Origin of the sequence: Azospirillum sp. 11R-A, from assembly GCF_049472615.1 — a bacterium.
Lineage (GTDB): Bacteria > Pseudomonadota > Alphaproteobacteria > Azospirillales > Azospirillaceae > Azospirillum > Azospirillum palustre.
Genome location: NZ_JBCEBL010000032.1, coordinates 59,620 through 78,172, shown reverse-complemented (window position 1 = coordinate 78,172; position 18,553 = coordinate 59,620). Strand labels below are relative to the sequence as shown.

The following is an 18,553-nucleotide window of genomic DNA, read 5'->3' as shown; positions in this document are numbered from 1 at the left end:
ATCCCGGAACATCCCGCGTGATGCGGCGGAATAATACCCGACTATTCGCATTGGGTTATTGACCCGGTCGGCGTCGAACGGGAATCATCGGACTTCCCGTGTCTCACTCTCCCCCGTGTTCCGGAAAGTCGTTGTTATGAAGGACGAACGTGTCGCGCCCGCCTGGGAACCCATCTCCGGCGAACGGCAGTTCCGCCTGCTGGTCCAGAGCGTGGTCGACTATGCGATCTTCATGCTCGATCCCACCGGCGTCGTCCGCAGCTGGAATGCGGGGGCGGCCCGGATGAAGGGCTATGCCGCCGACGAGATCATCGGCCGGCATTTCTCCAGCTTCTACACACCGGAGGACCGCGCTGCCGACATGCCGCAGCGCGCGCTTGCCACCGCCCTGTCGGAGGGCAGGTTCGAGGCGGAGGGCTGGCGCCTGCGCAAGGACGGCACCCGCTTCTGGGCCAGCGTCGTCATCGACCCCATCCGTGACGAGACCGGGATTTTGCGCGGCTTCGCCAAGATCACCCGCGACATCACCGAGCGCCGCAAGGCCCAGCAGGCGCTGGATGAGGCGCGCGAGGCCCTGGCCCAGGCGCAGAAGATGGAGGCGGTCGGCCAGCTGACCGGCGGCGTCGCCCACGACTTCAACAACCTGCTGCAGGCGATCAGCAGCAGCCTGGAGCTGATCGACCAGCGGCTGTCGGCCGGGCGCAGCGACATCGCCCCCTTCACCGCCACCGCCCGCGCCGCGGTGGACCGGGCCGCCACCCTGACCCGTCGCCTGCTGGCCTTCGCCCGGCGCCAGCCGCTGAAGCCGGAGCGCGTCGATTTGAACGCGCTGGTGGCCGGGCTGTGGGACCTGCTGGGCCGCTCGGTGGGCGAGCAGATCCGGCTGGAGCGGCGGCTGGGGGAGCCGCTGTGGCCGGTCCATGCCGACGTGAACCAGATCGAAAGCGCCCTGCTGAACCTGGTGATCAACGCCCGCGACGCCATGCCGGACGGCGGATGCGTGACGGTGGAAACCGCCAACGCCGCGTTCGCACCGGCCGACCTCGTCAACGATCCCGGCGTGGAGGCCGGCGACTATGCGGTGCTGACCGTGCGCGACAGCGGGACCGGCATGCCGCCCGACGTGCTGGCCCGCGCCTTCGAGCCTTTCTTCACCACCAAGCCGATCGGCCAGGGCACCGGCCTGGGGCTGAGCCAGCTCTATGGCTTCGCCCGCCAGTCCGGGGGCTTCGTCCGCATCGACAGCGCGGTCGGCCGCGGCACCGCGGTGCATCTCCACCTGCCGCGCGATCATGCCGCCGCCGCCGCTTGCACCGGGCGAGCGGAGCCCGCCGCCGTGCCTGCGCTGCCGCCGCCCGGCCGGACCGGCCGGGGCACCGTGCTGGTGGTGGAGGACGAGGAGCTGGTCCGCATGCTGCTGGTGGAGGTGCTGGAGAGCGACGGCTACACCACGCTGGAAGCCGCCGACGGCACCTCGGCGCTTGCCCAACTGACAAATGCCCAAGCGGGAACCAAAGGCGTGGCCGGGGCAAATCCGCCGGTCGACCTGCTGGTGACCGATGTCGGGCTGCCCGGCCTGAACGGCCGTCAGCTGGCGGAGGCGGCGCAGGCGCACTATCCCGATCTGAAGGTCCTGTTCCTGACCGGCTATGCCTTTCAAGCCCTGGACGACAGGCACGGCGACGGCGAGGATGGGCTTGGCCACAATATGCGTATGCTGGCCAAGCCTGTGGCGGTCGACGCCTTCCGCGCCATGGTGCGGAAGCTTCTGTCCGATGGCCTTTCCGACAGCCCTTCCGACGGCCCGGCCGGCGGATGACGCCCGTTGCCCTGTCCCATCCTGCCCCGCCTTTCCCCCGGCATCTAGGGAGACCTGAGACGATGCACCCGCTCGCCCGCGTCTCGACGCTGCTGCTCTCCCTGACCGTTCTCACGGTTCTGGTCGCGGTCCTGCTGACGCCCCTGCCGGCCTTGGCCAAGCGCTCGGTGAAAAAGACCTCCGGTCCGGTCGCCGCGGAGATCCTGATGGACGCCGGCAGCGGCAAGGTCATCCAGGGGCGCAACGCCGACACCCTGACCTATCCGGCATCGCTGACGAAGATGATGACGCTGATGCTGACCTTCGAGGCGCTGGAGCGCGGCTCGCTGCGGCTGGACCAGAGCCTCGTGGTGTCGCAGCATGCCGCGTCGATGCCGCCGTCGCGGCTGTGGCTGGCTCCCGGCAGCACCATCACGGTGGAGCAGGCGATCCTGGCGCTGGTCACCCGCTCGGCCAACGACGTGGCGGTGGTGCTGGGCGAGGCGCTGGGCGGCAGCGAGACGGCCTTCGCCGCCAGGATGACCGCCCGTGCCCACGCGCTCGGCATGCGCCGCACGGTCTTCCGCAACGCATCGGGCCTGCCCGACCGGTTGCAGCGGACGACGGCGCGCGACATGGCGATCCTGTCCCGCGCGCTGATCCGCGGCCACGCCCGCCATTACGCCTATTTTCAGCGCCGCAGCTTCGACTGGCAGGGCGACACGGTCTATGGCCACAACCGCCTGATGGCGCGCTACCCTGGCATGGACGGCATCAAGACCGGCTACATCGCCGCCTCCGGCTTCAACCTCGCCGCCTCGGCGGTGCGGGACGGCCGCCGCCTGATCGCGGTGGTGATGGGTGGGCACAGCGCCAACTCCCGCGACGACCGGGTTGCCGACCTGCTGGATGCCGGCTTCAAGCGTCCGACCAGCCCGGTCAGGCCGGCGCCCGTGCAGCCGGATCTGCTGATCACCAAGAACAGCGCCTCGATCGCCCAGCGCAGCACGGCGGTGAGCGTGGGCGCCCCCGCGGTGAAGCCATCCGCTGCGAAATCCACCGGCGGCCCTTCCACCGGTGGTTCCTCCACGGGTGGTCCCTGGTCCATCCAGGTCGGTGCCTTCGCCAGCCAAGCCGCCGCACAGAGCAGCGCCCGCGCCACGGCCAAGCGCCTGGGTGCCCTTGCCGCCGGCACCAGCCCTGCGGTCGTCCGTTCCGGCGGTCTTTACAAGGCCCGGCTGACCGGCTTTGCCGCGACGAAGGCCGATGCGGCCTGCACCGCCCTGAAGACGGCCGGGAAGGGCTGCTTCGCGCTTCAGGACCGGTGACGCGCCGCGGAGGGCGTCTTTAGATTTCGTTTTGGATCGGGGGCCTGTTCTCGGCTATGTAGGGGACGATGGCCACCCTCTCCGAAGCGACTCTTCTGGCGTTTGATCTGCACGCCGCAGGACGGTTTGCCGAGGCGGAAACCCTCTATGCCCGTGTGCTGGAGGCCGAGCCGGGATATCCGGACGCGCTTCATCTGTCCGGTATCCTGCTGGGCCAGATCGGACGGCTGGAGGAAGGGCTGGTCCGGATCGCCGAAGCCGTGGCCCGGCGGCCGGACTCGGCGGAGTATCTTCTCAATTACGGCAATCTGCTGCGTGCCGCCGGCCGCACCGGGGCCGCGATGGACGCCTACCGGCGGGCGCATGCCCTGGGCGCGCCGCAGGCTGCCGAGCCGCTGTCCGGGCTGCTGCTGGAGCACGGCACACGTTGCCTGGACGGTCGCGATCCGACCGCTGCCGAGGCGGCCTTCATGGAGGCGTCGCGTTTGCGTCCCGGCGATCTCCGCATCCGCACCGGGCTGGCGGATGCCCGCTTCGACCGGCAGGACTGGGAGGCCGCCCTGGCGGCTTACCGCGCCGTTCTGGCGCTGTCTCCGTCCTCGCGCCTCGTCTGGTACAATTCCGGGGTCGCCGCCTGCAACGCCGGGCGGATGGCGGAGGCGGCGACCGCCTTCCGGTGTGCCGGTACCCTCGCCCCCGATCATCTGGATACGCAGGAATACCTCGTCGCGACGCTTTTCCACTGCGGGCGGATGGCGGAGGCGGCAAGCGAAGCCTGTGCCATCCTGACGTGGAAGGCGAAAGCGGCGCGGGAGGGGCAGCAGGGCGTCGGAGTGGCGCCGCTTCCCGCAGCTTCGCAGGACGGCCGGACGCGGCGGATCATCAGTTTCAGCCTGTGGGGCTCCGCATCCCTGTACATGCAGGGCGCGCTGGAGAATGTCCGGCTTGCGGCCGAGTTCTATCCGGGCTGGACTTGCCGCATCCACCATGACGAGTCCGTGCCGGCATCCGTTCTCGGCGAGCTTGCCGCGGCGGGGGCTGAGCTGGTCGCCATGGAAGCGGGCAGCGGACCGGCGCGAGGCCTGTTCTGGCGCTTCCTCGTCTCCGACGACCCGACGGTCAGTCATTTCCTGTGCCGCGACGCCGATTCCCGTTTGAACAGCCGGGAGCGGGCCGCAGTGGATGCCTGGCTGGCCTCCGGCCTCCCCTTCCACGTCATGCGCGATCACATCATGCACACCGATCTGATGCTGGCCGGCATGTGGGGCGGGCGGGCCGGCATTCTGCCGCCGATGGCCCCTCTGGTGGAGGTTGCCGCCCGCGCCGAAGACGGACGCTTGGGGGACCAGCGCTTCCTTGGTCGGGTCGTCTGGCCGCTGATCGAGGGCCGCTGCCTCGTGCATGACAGCGCCCATGACGGCCATGGGCTGCCCTTTCCCGATGTGCCGATCGATGCGCGCTTCCGCTTCACCCATGTGGGGGCTTGCCTGAAGGACACCTGACGCCGGTGTGCGATCTCAGCACCCGATGTCGGCACCCATGGCGGCGCGGGGGTCCCGCAGTGCCGTCATGATGTGCCCGATCAGGGCCGATGGCGGGATGGGCTTGGACAGGATGCGGATGCCGGGCTCGCGTCCCAGATCCTGCAGCACCGCCTTCTCGGCATAGCCGGTGACGATCAGGACCGGCAGGCCGGGGCGGTGGCGGCGGACGAGGCGGGTCAGGTCGGCGCCGGTCATGCCGGGCATGGCGAAGTCGGTGACCAGCACGCCGATGTCTTCGTCCGCCTCCAGCAGGGCCAGGGCCTCCTCGCCGCTGGCGGCCTCCGACACCATGAGGCCGGCCTCGTCCAGCACCGCCGCATTCGCCATGCGCACCAGGGCGTCGTCCTCGACCAGCAGGATGCGCAGGGCGGCGGACGGCACGGGCAGGGGTTCGGTTCCGGTCGAGGCCGCCGGGCCGCCGGGCGCGTCCGCCCTGCTTCCCGGCCCGATTTCTGCCAGGCTTTCCGCCGGAGCGTGGGGCAGGTACAGCGTCACTGCGGTACCCAGGCCGGGATGGCTTTCCAGCCGGATGCCGCCGCCGGACTGGGCGGTCAGGCCATGCACCATGCTCAGCCCCAGCCCGCTGCCCTGCCCGACCGGTTTGGTGGTGAAGAAGGGGTCGCAGGCCCGCGCCAGAACGTCTGGCGGCATGCCGGTCCCGCTGTCGCGCACGGTCACGGCGACATAGCCGCCGGGCGCCAGGGCCGGGGAAATGCCCTCCCCCACCGTTCCCACCGGCAGGCTGCTGACGGTGACGGTCAGGGTGCCGCCGTCCGGCATGGCGTCGCGGGCGTTGATGGCGAGATTCAGCAGGGCGATGTCGAACTGGTGGGGATCGACCAGTGCCGGCGGCACATCGGCGTCGAGATCGATGCGGATGCGGATGGCGCCGCCCAGCGTGCGCTCCAGCAGCGTCGCCATTCCCAACACCTGGGCGCCGAGATCGACCGGCGCCGGGGCCAGCCGCTGGCGGCGGGCGAAGGCCAGCAGATGCTGGGTCAGGGTGGCGCCGCGGTCGACCGCCTGGCTCGCGACCTCCAGGGCCCGGCGGCTCTCCGCCCCGCGCAGCTCGCCGCCGGCTTCCAGCATGTGCAGGCTGGAGCGCACCGCCTGAAGCAGATTGTTGAAGTCGTGGGCGACGCCGCCGGTCAGTTGGCCCAGCGCTTCCATCTTCTGCAATTGGCGGACATGCTCCTCCGCCTCGTCGCGGGCCTCCACCGCCTGCCGCCGCTCGCCGAGTGCGCGGTTGGCGGTCTCGTAGGCCAGGAACTGGCGGGCCATCGCCCACAGCATCAGGGCGACCGCCACCGCGCTGACCAGCCCGGCGGCGGCGATGACGACCGCCTGACTCTCCCAGCGCGCCAGAATCTCCCCGCGCGTGCGGCTGACCGCGACGACCAGCGGGTAGTTGCGCAACTGCTGGACCGACAGGATGCGGTCCTCGCCGTCGATTGAGCTTTTCAGGGTGGTCGCGGCGGTGCCGGACTGGGAGAGCTGACTGTCGATGATCGGGTCGGTGGCGACGATCCCGATCCTGTCCGGCGTCGGCGGGAAGCGCGCCAGCAGCATGCCGTCGCGCCACCACAGGCTGAAGCCGCTGCCCGGCGTCACATGGAGGCTGCGGTAGAACTGCTCGAAATAGGACAGGCGAATGACCCCGACGACCAGCCCGGCCAGCCTGCCGTCCGGGTCGTTCACGCGCCGGGCGATGTAGAGCGTCCAGTCCCGCGTGACCAGGCTTTTCGTTGGACGGCTGAGATAGGCGCGTCCCGGATCGGCATCCTTGAGCGTCAGATAATAGTCGCGCTGGGACAGGTCGAGCACCGGGGCCGGGAACTGGCGGGTGAAATTGACCAGGGTGCCGTCGGCGGCGATCAGGCTCAGCGCCTCCATCTGCGGCAGGCTGGACGCCTTGGCCTTCAGGATTTCGTAGACCTGCCGGTCCGTCCGCAGCCGGCTGAAGGCTTCGGGGCTGTGCCGGTTCTCAAGCGGGATCTGCTCGGCGATCCCGCTGACGGTCAGGTCGATCCCTTCGATGGTGCGCGCCGTCTGCTCGGCCAGCGAGGCGTTGAGCGTGCGCAGGCCCAGCATCGCCTCGGTCACCGTCTCGTCATGCAGCCGGTCCAGAACCATCGCGGTGCCGCCGCACAGCACCGCCAGCAGGCCGATGCCGAGCGCCCCGATGCGCTGGAGCGGGCGGTTTTCCTTCAGAAGCCGCAGCATGAGGCCCGCTTCCGGTCCGCCTTTGCCGCCGCTCCCCCACTCATGTCCGAGCCTGCTCCCTTTATCGTCGCCATGGCGATCCGATCCTCCTGCAGGCCACCTTGTGGCGCCTGCCGGAGTTACGGAAGGTTTCGACACTGCATGAGCTTGACTATAAACCCCGTGGCCCGCCGGGCAACCGCTTCCAGGTCATAGGGCGCGCCCGCCCGCTGCGGCGCTTCGTCCCGGCCAGAGTGTGATCGGTTCAAGCGGAATTGCTTGAAGCGTGAATCACACGGAAAACCAAAAGCCAGGGCTTCAGTGCCGGTCGTGCAGGCAGTGGGCGTGGTCGGCCAGCACCTCGATCACATGGCAGCTGCGCACCTGATCCTGGGCGCAGCCCTCCACCATCCGCCGCACCTCGTCGCGCAGGGCTTCCAGCCGGGCGATCCGGGACTCGATCTCGGCCAGATGGGTGCGGGCCAGCAGGTCGGCTTCCCGGCAGGGCTGGCCCGGATCGTCGGCCATGGCCAGCAGCTGGCGGATCGCCTCCACCTCGAACCCCAGCTCGCGGGCATGGCGGATGAAGCGCAGGCGGCGGACCGACCCGCCGTCGTAGGTGCGCCGGTTGCTGCCGGTGCGCGGCGCTTCCGGCAGCAGGCCGATGCTCTCGTAATAGCGGATGGTCGGGATCTTCACGCCGGTCTGCTTGGCGAGTGCCCCGATGGTCAGGGGCGACGGCGGGGTGGCGGGCAGGCTGGACATTGTCGGCATTTCCCTCTTGATCCTCCAGTCACTGGAGGATCTAGGCTTTGGAAGAGCTGCCGGCAACGGCCATGATCGAGGAGCTTCTTCCATGCACGGACCGATTTCCGACTCCATTCCCGATCCTCTGGCCGGGACGCAGGCCGGCACCGCCCTGCGCACCAGCCGCTACCGGGTTTCCGGCATGGATTGCGGCTCCTGCGCCGCCAAGATCGAGACGGCGCTGCGCCGGGTGCCGGGGATCCATGAGGTGCGGGTGTCGGTGCCTGCCGGAACGGTGACCGTCTCGCATGAGAGCATGCTGGGCGCCGATGCGGTGGTGCGTCCGCTGACGACCCTCGGTTACGGCGCCACCCCTGCCGATCCGGTGGTGGAGGCCGGACCGCCAAATTGCGGCGGGGGCTGCTGCGAGACCGAGGCCCAACCGCATTCTCACGCTCACTCCCACTCCCATGATCATTCCCACGGGCACTCCCACAGCCATTCCCACAGCCATTTCCACGGCCACGACGATCCGTCCGAAGCGCTCTGGTGGCGGGGCCGCAAGGCTCGGCTGACCCTGGCGGCCGGTGCGGCCCTGGCCGCCGCGACGGCGCTGGGACTGCTGGTGCCGGCGGCGGAGCCCTGGGCCTTCCCGCTGGCGCTGCTGGTCGGGCTGGTTCCGGTCGCCCGCCGTGCCCTGGCGGCGGCACGGGCCGGAACCCCTTTTTCCATCGAGATGTTGATGACGGTCGCCGCCATCGGCGCGCTCTTGATCGGCGCGGTGGAGGAGGCGGCGACGGTTCTGGTCCTCTTCCTGGTCGGCGAACTGCTGGAGGGGGTGGCGGCCGGCCGGGCGCGCGCCGGCATCCGCGGCCTGACCGCACTGGTTCCCGACACGGCGTTGCTGGAACAGGACGGCGGCGCCCCGCACTCCGTTCCCGCCGCCGGGCTGGCGGTCGGCTCCGTCATTCTGGTGCGGCCGGGCGACCGGGTGGCGGCCGACGGCGTCGTGCTGTCCGGCCGCAGTGCGGTCGACGAGTCCCCCGTCACCGGCGAAAGCGTGCCGAAGCCGAAGGCCGAAGGCGACGAGGTCTTCGCCGGCACCATCAACGCCGACGGCGCGCTGCGCGTCCGCGTCACCGCTGCGGCGCGCGACAACACCATCGCCCGCATCGTCCGGCTGGTGGAGGAGGCGCAGGCGAGCAAGGCCCCGACCGAGCGGCTGATCGACCGCTTTGCCCGCTTCTACACGCCGGGCATCGTCGGGGTGGCGGCGCTGGTCGCCGTGGTGCCGCCGCTGCTTTCCGGCGGCGACTGGACGGAGTGGATCTACCGCGCCCTGGCGGTGCTGCTGATCGGCTGCCCCTGCGCGCTGGTGATCTCCACCCCGGCGGCCATCGCCGCCGGCCTGTCGAACGGTGCGCGGCGCGGGCTGCTGCTGAAGGGCGGCGCCGTGCTGGAGGCGTTGGGCGGCATCACCACCGTCGCCTTCGACAAGACCGGCACCCTGACGGAAGGCAAGCCCCGCGTCACCGACCTGATCCCCCTGCTGGGCAGCGAGGCGGAGTTGCTGGCCGATGCCGCGGCGCTGGAGGCCGGATCGAGCCATCCGCTGGCCCGCTCCATCCTGGTCGCGGCGGCCGAACGCGGCATCGCCCCGCCGGTGGCCGGCGAGGTCACCGCCCTTCCCGGTGCCGGCCTGACCGGCAAGGTGGCCGGCCGTCTGCTGGCCCTGCTGTCGCCCCAGGCCGCGGCATCGTCGCTGAGCGCGGCACAGGCGGACCAGGCCGCCGCCTTCGCCGAGGCGGGGAAGACGGTCTCGGTCCTGATGGTCGACGGCATCCCCGCCGGACTGATCGCCATGCGCGACGAGCCGCGCCCCGATGCCCGCAGCGGGATCGAGGCGCTGGAGCGCGCCGGCATCCGCTCGCTGATGGTGACCGGCGACAATGCCCGCACCGCCGGGGCGGTCGCCGGGATGCTGGGCATGGCGGCGCATGCCGAACTGCTGCCGGACGACAAGCTGCGCATCGTCCGCGATCTCCAGGCCCGGGGGCAGCGGGTGGCGAAGGTCGGTGACGGCATCAACGACGCCCCGGCGCTCGCCGCCGCCGATGTCGGCATCGCGATGGGCGGCGGCACCGACGTGGCGCTGGAGACGGCCGATGCCGCCATCCTGCACGGCCGGGTCGGCGACGTGGCGGCGCTGGTGGCGTTGTCGCGCCGCACCATGGCCAACATACGTCAAAACATCGCACTGGCTCTGGGCTTGAAGGCGGTCTTCCTGCTTACCACCGTGCTTGGTGTCACCGGGCTGTGGCCCGCGATCCTGGCGGACACCGGCGCCACCGTGCTGGTCACCGCCAACGCCCTGCGCCTTCTGTCCATCCGCCCGTGAACGTTTCGGGCAAAGCATTGATTCTATTGGGAGAAATTCTATGAGCATGACGCGGCGGACGATGATGCGGGGGGCGGCGCTTGCCGTCCTGGCGCTCGGCCTCGGGTCCGTGGGGCTGCCGGGCATGGTCCGCGCCGCCGTCCCAACCGGCAACGCGGCGGTGGAGGTCTGGAAGGCGGCGAGCTGCGAATGCTGCGAAGGCTGGGTGCGGCACATGCGCGCGGCCGGCTTCGACGTCACCGTCCACACCGTCGACGATGTGACGCCGATGAAGCGGATGGCCGGCGTGCCGGACGACCTCGCCTCCTGCCACACGGCGCGGGTCGGCGGCTATGTGCTGGAAGGCCATGTGCCGGCCGAGGATGTGACGCGGCTGCTGGCCGAACGGCCGCAGGCCCGCGGGCTGGCGGTCCCCGGCATGCCGCAGGACGCCCCCGGCATGGATATGGCCAGCGGTCAGCCTTATCAGGTCATGCTGTTCGGCGCTGCCGGCGGTCCGCAGGTCTTCTCCCGCCACTGATCTTCTTGCCGGACCGGGGTGGCGGGCGAAGCGCCATCCCGGCCGGGGAAGAGTTTGTCTTTGACTCTATCCCCTCCAGGGGGATAGGATCTGGAGATGAGCAAGCACCATTCCCATCCCGACATCGTCAAGCGCCTGAAGCGTGCCGACGGTCACCTGCGCGGTATCATCGAGATGATCGAGGCCGAACGCCCCTGCCTGGACATCGCGCAGCAGCTCCACGCGGTGGAAAGCGCCGTGCGCGAGGCCAAGAAGCTGCTGATCCACGACCATCTCGACCATTGCCTGGACGCCGCGGTCGATGCCGGACCGGAGGAGTCCCGCCGCTCCGTCGCCGAGTTCAAGGCGATCACCAAATACCTCTAGGGGGGCCGGAATGCCGGATTTCGCCGCCCTGTTGCAGCAGGGAGCCGGGCAGGCCTGGCTGTTCGTTCCCAGCGCCATCCTGCTGGGCGCCCTGCATGGGCTGGAGCCCGGCCATTCGAAGACCATGATGGCCGCCTTCATCGTCGCCATCCGCGGCACGGTGTTGCAGGCGGTCCTGCTGGGGCTGGCGGCGACGGTTTCGCACACGCTGGTGGTGTGGGTGGTGGCGCTCGCCGGCTTGCAACTGGGCCAGGGCTGGGACGCCGCGACGACCGAGCCCTATTTCCAGGTCGCCTCGGCGGTGCTGATCGTCGGGGTGGCGCTGTGGATGATGGCGCGGACATGGCGGGAGCAGCATTCCCATCACCATCATGACGGCCATCACCACGATCATGAGCACGACCATGATCGCGGCCATCATCATGGTCACCACCAGCATGACGACGAGCCGGAGGATGCGCACGCGCGGACGCATGCCGAGGAAATCCGCCGCCGCTTCGATGGGCGGCCGGTCACCACCGGCCAGATCGTCCTGTTCGGCCTGACCGGCGGCCTGATCCCCTGCCCCGCCGCCATCACCGTCCTGCTGCTGTGCCTGCAATTGAAGGAGGTCGCCCTGGGCGGTGTGCTGGTGCTGTGCTTCAGCATCGGGCTGGCGCTGACCCTGATGTCGGCCGGCGTGGTCGCGGCGCTGGGGATGCGCCATGCCGAGCGCCGCTGGTCCGGCGCCTTCGGCCGCATCGCCCGCCAGGCCCCCTATGTCTCCGGCGCTTTGATCCTGGCGGTCGGACTTTACGTCGGTCTGCACGGGCTGTCGGGGCTGGGATACCATCTCGCCGGTTCGCCCTCCGTTTCCTCCGCCGTCCAGCGGGCGGGATAGGCCGGACAGATCATGCTCTCGGCGGCAAAGAGATGGGCGCGTGCGATCAAGCGCGACGTGCTGGCGGTCTATCTGGCGGCGCGCGACCCGCGCACCCCCTGGGGCGTCCGGGCCCTGGCGATGGCGGTCGCCGCCTATGCGCTGAGCCCGATCGACCTGATCCCCGACTTCATCCCGGTGCTGGGCTATCTGGACGACCTGCTGATCGTGCCGCTCGGCATCCTGCTGGTCGTCCAGCTGATCCCGCCGGAGCTTCTGGCCGAACACCGGGCCGCCGCGGCGCGCCGGTCCGCCCGGCCGGCCAGCGTCGCCGCCGCTGGGGTCATGGTCGCCCTCTGGCTGGCGGCGGGCGTCCTGCTGTGGCGGTGGCTGTCGCCGTCGTTCGAAGGCTGGCTGGTCTAGCCGTTACGCTCTCACGCCATCCTCGCCAGGATCCCGGCCACGACAGCGTCGAGGTCGCCACCGCGGTAGAGCGTTCCCTCGATGCCGGCCCGCTGTGCCGCCTGCACATCGGTGTCGCGGTCGCCGATCAGGAAGCTGCCCTTCGGCTCCACCGGCCATTCGGCCATCGCCTGCAGCAGCATCCCCGGCTCCGGCTTGCGGCAGTTGCAGTCGGTGCGGTAGGGCGGCTCGCCATGATCGGGATGGTGCGGGCAGTGATAGAAGGCGTCGACATGGGCGCCAACGGCGCGCAACTCCTGCTGCATCCAGCGATGCAGGGTGCGCACATGCTCCTCGCTGTACAGGCCGCGGGCGACCCCGCCCTGGTTGGTGACGACGAAGACCAGGAAGCCGGCGTCGTTCAGCCGCTTCACCGCCTCCCTGGCTCCCGGCATCCAGGCGATCTGGTCGGGACGGTGGGCGAAGCCGATGTCTTCGTTCAGCACACCGTCGCGGTCGAAGAAGGCGGCCTTGCGGCGGCCGGCATTCCGGGCTTGGGGGGATGTGTCGGGCATGATGGCGGCGGCGGGACTCTTAAGGGTCGGTCGGTTTGAAAAGCCGCGTGGGCAGTCCTGTTGTCAACCCGGATGCCGCTTTCCTCAAGTCAAACGATCTCAAAATAAAATGACATGTCTTCATGAAAACACATGGTGAGACCATGCCATTGCCTCACTCCCGTTCGATGCGGCGGACGCAGCCGAGCAGCAATTCCTCCAGATTGAGCGGCGGCATGTCGATGTGGATGGCTTCGAAGCCGCGGTTCCGCGCCCGGACCATCAGGTCGTGATTGGCCGCGGCGATGGACAGCAGGACAGGGCGGACGGCACTGCGCATCGCGGTCAGCCGGTCGAAGACGGATGGCCTCGGCCCTCCGGCTTCCCGGCGCTCCGGTCCGGTCTCCCCCAGCACGATCAGGTCGGGAACGATGGGACTGGACAAGGCGGCAGGAGACCGCGCCAGCAGAGCCAGCCCTTCCTCCATCGTGCCGCCCGCCACGACCTCCCAGCCCAGCGTCTCCAGGTAAAGCCGCAGCCCCTCGCGCAGCAACGGATTGCGGTCGGCGACCAGGACCCAGCGCACCCGGCCTCCGGTCGCCCAGTGCTGCGGCGATGGGCCGGCATGATCCATTCGGCCGTCATCGATCATGGACGCGGTCATGGGGGCGTGCTCCGGTTCGAAGGCTCCTGTCTGCGGCAGGGATTCTGTCCGGTGACTTTTGAGGAAAATTCCGCGGATCGCATCCTCCACATGACGGAGGAGACGTTCGAACGATGGTCATATGCAACCGATGGCGCTTGAGTACGAAATGTTGCCTACGGGAAATTGATCTGCAACGGAGGATTTCCCTGTAGTGGACGCCGCTGACCAGCTGATCGAGGACATCTACGACGCCGTGACCTTCCCGGAGCGCTGGGGTGGGGTTTTGGAGCGGCTCTGCGCCTTGACCGATGCGACGCACGGCTTCCTGTTCACCGCCGCCCCCCGCCATGACAGCCTGACCGCCGCGTTGTGGGCCCGCCACAACATCACGGACAGGCAACTGGCCGACTACACCACGCATTTCCGCCACCGCGATGTCTGGGCGAACGCCGCGGCGGCACGCGGTCTGCTGAACCGCTGCGTCGTCCGCCGTGGCGAGGAGCTGGTGCCGGATGCGGTTCTGCGGCGCTCGGCCTTCTTCAACGAGCTGCTGCGGGATCACGGCATGGGCCGGCTGTGCGCACTCACCCTGTCCGACGGCGGCGAGCTTTCGTCGGTGCAGCCGGTGCTGAGCCTCCATCGGCCCCCCGACGCTTCCCCCTTTCCCGACGAGACGGTCCGGCTCCTTCAGGACTGCGCCCCGCATCTCCAGCGGGCGATGCGGCTGCGCGTCCGGTTGCTGGCAGGCCGGGACGGCCGGGAGGAGGCCCGCTGGAGCGGCCGCGCCATCGACCGGCTGCCGATGGGGGTCGCCCTGCTCGACGCCGCCGGGCGGGTCGCCGGCCTGAACCGGGCCGGGCAGGCGATGATTGATGGGCGGGACGGCCTGCGGCTTGTGCAGGGGCGGTTGCAGGCCGAACAGGGGGGCGAGGCGCGCCGGCTTGCCCATCTGCTGGAGGCTGCGGTGTCGTCGGGCGGAAAGGGGACTTCGGCGCGCCGGGGGGAGGCGGCCGATCTCCGGGTGTCGCGTCCCTCCGGCCGGGCGCCCTATCTGCTGAGCGTTCTGCCGCTGTCGCCCGAGGCTGCTGGGCCGTTCGACGATGCGGATGGTGGGGGCAGTGGTAGGGGCGGCGGTGCGCGTATCCGGGCGATGGTCTACATCGTCGATCCGGCCGTGGTGGCGCCGGGGCTGGGGAGGCGGCTGGGTGCCCTGTTCGGCCTGACGGCGGTGGAGGCCGGCCTCGTCGCCGACCTGCTGGCCGACCTGACCCCGGCCGAGGTCGGTGAGCGTCGCGGCGTGGCGATCAGCACGGTGCGCAGCCAGCTGCGCAGCGTCTTCGCCAAGACCGGAACCACCCGCCAGAGCGAGCTGATGAATCTGGTGAACCGCTGTCTGATGCTGCCGGAAGAGCCGTGATTGCCGCAGCCGTGTATGCCGGAGCCGTGACGGTCAAGGCAGTGCCGACATCAGCAGGAGGCCGAGATAGATGCCGATGAACAGGCCCAGCACGATGCCGTAATCGGCCTCCGTCATCGGGTTGGAATCAGGGTCGAACTGCCGCATGAATACGCCTTCTGCGCCGTTGGTCCTGCCTGAATAACAATGGACATCGGCGGAGCGTTGCGACATCGGCGTGGCATAGGGGGCGCGCCACGGGAGGCGGGCCATTCCGGGACCGGATCCCTGCGAACCGGTCCCGTCTGCGATAAGGGCGGCGATAAGGATCGTCTTGCGCCCGCTTCAGGTGGAGCTTTCCGCCTGCCCGGTGATGGCGGGCTTCGCCGGCATCTCCTCGGCAAGGGCGCGGTAGGCCAGCCCGCCCGCAAGGCCGCCGGCCAGCGGGGCGAGCCAGAACAGCCAGAGCTGCTGCAGCGCCCATCCGCCGACAACCAGGGCCGGACCGGTGCTGCGCGCCGGGTTCACCGAGGTGTTGGTGACCGGGATGCTGATCAGGTGGATCAGCACGAGCGCCATGCCGATGGCCAGCGGCGCGAAGCCGGCAGGAGCCCGCCGGTCGGTGGACCCCAGGATCACCAGCACGAAGAAGAAGGTCAGCACCAGCTCGATCGCCAGGGCCGAGGTGATGCTATACTGGCCGGGCGAATGCGCGTCGTACCCGTTGGCGGCGAGGCCGTTGACGGCCAAGCTGTAATCGGCCTTCCCGGTGGCGATGACATAGAGGACCAGGGCCGCCGCGAAGGCGCCGACCAGCTGGGCCAGCACATAGGGCAGGATGTCCTTGGCCGGGAACCGCCCGCCGGCCCACAGCCCGACCGTGACCGCCGGGTTCAGATGACAGCCGGAGATGTGGCCGATGGAATAGGCCATGGTCAGGACGGTGAGGCCGAAGGCGAGCGACACGCCGAGCAATCCGATCCCGACCTGCGGAAAGGCGGCGGCGAGGACGGCACTGCCGCAGCCGCCGAAGACCAGCCAGAATGTTCCGAGAAACTCAGCGGAGCTGCGCCTAATCATACTCATGCCAACCTCCTACTGCTGTCAGGGTTGCCGAAGGCCGGCGGATGCCGGTGCGCAGACGAGGATAAATCCACTTCCGCGGGAGGGAGTTCGCGCGTTCGGGCAGGGCGATGTGGCAGAAGAACAGGGTGGGTGGAACAACCGGATCGGGATATTGCCCACAGGGTCCGATGCCCTGCCGAACCTTTGTCCCGTGGAGCCCTGGAATGGACGGGGCACGTCTCCTTGCCGGAATGCAAGCCGGCCCTTTCCCCCACCCTGCGACAACGCTTTGTTTAAGCTTGATTCCCTATAGAATTGATTGCCAGGATATGCAGCATGTTCTCTGGCCGTTCGACCGATCCCGGGCGATCGATGGGGGGAGTTCGCAATGGCGGAGCAGGGTGAGCGCGACATGGACGGCGGGGCGGCCGCCGATCCCAGGCCGGGCGCTTTCCCCTTGTGGCCGGGCGACGGCAGCGCGTGCGGCATGGATGGAGCCGGCGTGCTGGACGCGCTGTTCTCCACCAACGCCGCCCCCATCCTGCTGATCGATCCCGGACGCGACGGCGCCATCGTCGATGCCAACCCGCGGGCCGCCGTCTTTTACGGCCACAGCCGGGACCGGCTGCGCAGCCTTCATGTCTGGGACATCAACCAGCTCGGGCGGGCGATCCTGCCGGCGATGCGCGAGATCGCGTCTTGGGAGGGTGGCCATTACCCGCAGCGTTTCCACCATCGTCTGGCCGACGGGTCGGTGCGCGATGTCCAGGTCTATGCCGGCCCCATCCACCTCGGCGGGCGCAAGCTTCTGCTGTGCATCATCCACGACATTAGCGCCGTGATCGAGGCCGAGCAGTTCAACCGCCTGCTGCTGGAGAACGTGCAGGTCGGGGTGTGCGGCATCGACCGCTCGGGTGCCGTCACCTTCGTCAACCCCACCGCCACCCGCGCCTTCGGCTTCCGCCACGAAAGCGAGCTGATCCGCAGCCATATCGGACGCTTCCTGTTTCGTGACTCCTTGCGCAGCGGCCCCGATGAAGGTGGCAGATCCCATCCGGTGTTCCGGGTTGCGGAGGCCGGAGAGCCGGCGCGTGACATCGAGACGGTGCTGTACCGCGGCGACGGCACGTCCTTTCCCGTACGCCTGACCGCCAGCCCGATCCGCAACAATGACGGGATCGTCGGCGTGGTCATCAGCTTCTTCGACCTGACGGAGGAACGCGAGCGGGAAGCCCAGGCGAGCGATCTCGCCAATGCCCTTCCGGGTGCGGTGTTCCAGGCCGAACTCCATCCCGGCGGAGGCTTGCGCGCGACCTATTTCAGCACCGCCGCAGCCTCCCTGTTCGGCGTGCAGCCGGATGCCGATCTGACCGCCGCGCGGACTCTGGCGCCTGTGATGGCGCTGAAGGGGTGGGCGCGGGTCCGGCGTGGCCTGCGGCAGGCCGGCCGGGCCGGCCGGGTCTGGGAAGGCGAGATGGAGATCGCCGGCGGACGCTGGGTGCTGGGCCGCGCCCAGCCGCGCCGCCGGCACGACGGCACCGTGCTGTTCAACGGAGTGCTGCTGGACATCACCGACCGCAAGGGCCTGGAGGCGGAACTGCAGCAGGCGGCGATGCACGATCCGCTGACCGGGGTGTGGAACCGCCGGCGCTTCCAGCAGGCGGTCGGCGAAGCCGCGGCCAGGCTCGAGCGGTACGGGCGCCCCTATATCCTGGCGTTGATGGACATCGACCATTTCAAGCGCTTCAACGACACGCATGGGCATCAGGCGGGCGACGATGCCCTGCGCGTGGTCGCCGCCACCTTGTCGGACCGGCTGCGCCGCTCGGACGCGTTGGCGCGCTGGGGGGGCGAGGAGTTCGCCCTGCTGCTGACGGAGACCGACCTGCCCTCCGCCCTGGGCGTTCTCGAAGCTCTGCGGCAGAGGGTGAGCGCGCAGCGGATGGCGTGCGGCGGGTCGGTCACCATCAGCATCGGCGTCGGCCAGGCCAGGGCCGGCGAGGATATCGACAGCCTGCTCCAGCGCGTCGATGCCGCGCTGTACAAGGCGAAGGCCGCCGGCAGGAACCGCGTCGAACAAGCCTGAGCGGCGGGATCGGGATCGGTCTGTCCTGCCGGGACATGCCGTGGAGCGGACGGACCGGGCTTCGCTGACCGTCCAAGGGGAAAATCCACGTCAACCCCTTGTTCTGGAAAGCTCTTCCAAAAACATATGGCGGCTCCCCACGAGGTAAGATAATCATCCGTTTGCAGGAATTATATCCTTAAAACGGATGAAGGTCCAATGGGACGAATGCCCTCCCGTCATTCGCCTCCCCCCTGACCGTCTTATCGGAGTCCCGAGGCCATGCTGCTGCACGCATTGCTCAAACATGTCGAAGCCGAAGGGTTGGGGACCGAAGGAGGGTCCTTGTTCCTGGGCCGGGCGCCGCAGGACACCGCTACGGGATCGATCTTCCTGCCGCGGGGCGGAACCCGCCGCGACTATGCGCAAGGCCTTCGACGGCTGTCCTTCCAGGTCCGCACCCACGATCCCGACTATCTCGCCGGGGAGGCCCGCGCCCTGGCGATTGCCGACGCCCTGACCCTGCGGGCGGCTCCGGCCGGGGGCTGTTTCGTCATCTCGTGCCTGCCCCAGCACGAGCCGCTGATGCCCCACGACGAGACGGCAAGCACCTTCACCTTCATCGTCAACTATCGCGCCGACTGGCGTGTCGCCTGACTAGGA

15 protein-coding genes and 1 pseudogene are annotated in these 18,553 nt (G+C 69.4%); 11 read left to right on the top strand and 5 right to left on the bottom strand.

All coding sequences use genetic code 11. The annotated features are described in order from the left end of the window. The first annotated feature begins 136 nt into the window (after positions 1-136). From VH569_RS29930 to VH569_RS29920, 3 genes are all read left to right on the top strand, one after another. A complete protein-coding gene (locus VH569_RS29930) occupies positions 137-1,819 on the top strand; it encodes a PAS domain S-box protein (RefSeq protein ID WP_423320290.1) in 1,683 nt (560 codons plus the stop codon). Positions 1,820-1,881: 62 nt separating this feature from the next. After that, positions 1,882-3,126, top strand: a complete 1,245-nt coding sequence (locus tag VH569_RS29925; protein WP_423320288.1) for a D-alanyl-D-alanine carboxypeptidase family protein — start codon at positions 1,882-1,884, stop codon at positions 3,124-3,126. 68 nt (positions 3,127-3,194) lie between these two features. Next, positions 3,195-4,628, top strand: a complete 1,434-nt coding sequence (locus VH569_RS29920; RefSeq protein WP_423320287.1) for a tetratricopeptide repeat protein — start codon at positions 3,195-3,197, stop codon at positions 4,626-4,628. Positions 4,629-4,643: 15 nt separating this feature from the next. Here the strand turns inward: VH569_RS29920 and VH569_RS29915 are convergent, their stop codons facing one another. Next, positions 4,644-6,893, bottom strand: a complete 2,250-nt coding sequence (locus tag VH569_RS29915; protein WP_423320285.1) for a response regulator — start codon at positions 6,891-6,893, stop codon at positions 4,644-4,646. A 297-nt stretch (positions 6,894-7,190) separates the two neighbouring features. Then, positions 7,191-7,637, bottom strand: a complete 447-nt coding sequence (locus VH569_RS29910) for a MerR family transcriptional regulator (protein WP_109047088.1) — start codon at positions 7,635-7,637, stop codon at positions 7,191-7,193. A 91-nt stretch (positions 7,638-7,728) separates the two neighbouring features. Between VH569_RS29910 and VH569_RS29905 the strand changes: the two genes are divergently transcribed. The 5 genes and pseudogenes from VH569_RS29905 to VH569_RS29885 all read left to right on the top strand — a co-directional run. Further along, entirely contained in the window at positions 7,729-10,017 is a 2,289-nt protein-coding gene (locus VH569_RS29905) for a heavy metal translocating P-type ATPase (RefSeq protein ID WP_423320282.1), read from the top strand. 40 nt (positions 10,018-10,057) lie between these two features. Then, positions 10,058-10,537 (top strand): DUF411 domain-containing protein, encoded by a 480-nt coding sequence (locus VH569_RS29900; protein WP_423320281.1) that lies wholly within the window; start codon positions 10,058-10,060, stop codon positions 10,535-10,537. 96 nt (positions 10,538-10,633) lie between these two features. Next, the gene (locus VH569_RS29895; protein WP_098734717.1) at positions 10,634-10,903 is read left to right on the top strand and encodes a metal-sensing transcriptional repressor; all 270 of its coding nucleotides are present in this window, start codon (positions 10,634-10,636) and stop codon (positions 10,901-10,903) included. Between the two features lie 10 nt (positions 10,904-10,913). After that, positions 10,914-11,783 (top strand): nickel/cobalt efflux transporter, encoded by an 870-nt coding sequence (locus VH569_RS29890; protein ID WP_423320280.1) that lies wholly within the window; start codon positions 10,914-10,916, stop codon positions 11,781-11,783. Positions 11,784-11,807: 24 nt separating this feature from the next. Beyond that, a pseudogene (locus VH569_RS29885) lies at positions 11,808-12,122 on the top strand (YkvA family protein); the annotation flags it as partial. A 74-nt stretch (positions 12,123-12,196) separates the two neighbouring features. On the opposite strand, the gene VH569_RS29880 reads toward VH569_RS29885, so the two are convergent. After that, positions 12,197-12,739 (bottom strand): D-glycero-alpha-D-manno-heptose-1,7-bisphosphate 7-phosphatase, encoded by a 543-nt coding sequence (locus tag VH569_RS29880; RefSeq protein ID WP_423320278.1) that lies wholly within the window; start codon positions 12,737-12,739, stop codon positions 12,197-12,199. A gap of 154 nt (positions 12,740-12,893) precedes the next feature. After that, complete coding sequence (locus VH569_RS29875) at positions 12,894-13,382, bottom strand: hypothetical protein (RefSeq protein WP_423320276.1); 489 nt, start codon at positions 13,380-13,382, stop codon at positions 12,894-12,896. 193 nt (positions 13,383-13,575) lie between these two features. Between VH569_RS29875 and VH569_RS29870 the strand changes: the two genes are divergently transcribed. Beyond that, on the top strand, positions 13,576-14,781 hold the full coding sequence (locus VH569_RS29870) for a helix-turn-helix transcriptional regulator (RefSeq protein WP_423320274.1): 1,206 nt from the start codon (positions 13,576-13,578) through the stop codon (positions 14,779-14,781). A 324-nt stretch (positions 14,782-15,105) separates the two neighbouring features. On the opposite strand, the gene aqpZ is transcribed toward VH569_RS29870, so the two are convergent. Continuing rightward, positions 15,106-15,846: an aquaporin Z gene (gene aqpZ / locus VH569_RS29865; RefSeq protein WP_423320272.1), complete on the bottom strand. Its 741-nt coding sequence runs from the start codon at positions 15,844-15,846 to the stop codon at positions 15,106-15,108. 367 nt (positions 15,847-16,213) lie between these two features. Between aqpZ and VH569_RS29860 the strand changes: the two genes are divergently transcribed. Both VH569_RS29860 and VH569_RS29855 read left to right on the top strand, forming a co-directional pair. Continuing rightward, a complete protein-coding gene (locus tag VH569_RS29860) occupies positions 16,214-17,911 on the top strand; it encodes a sensor domain-containing diguanylate cyclase (RefSeq protein WP_423320270.1) in 1,698 nt (565 codons plus the stop codon). A gap of 261 nt (positions 17,912-18,172) precedes the next feature. After that, positions 18,173-18,547, top strand: coding sequence for a minor capsid protein (locus tag VH569_RS29855; RefSeq protein ID WP_423320268.1), 375 nt, complete (start codon positions 18,173-18,175; stop codon positions 18,545-18,547). The last annotated feature ends 6 nt before the right edge of the window (positions 18,548-18,553 follow it).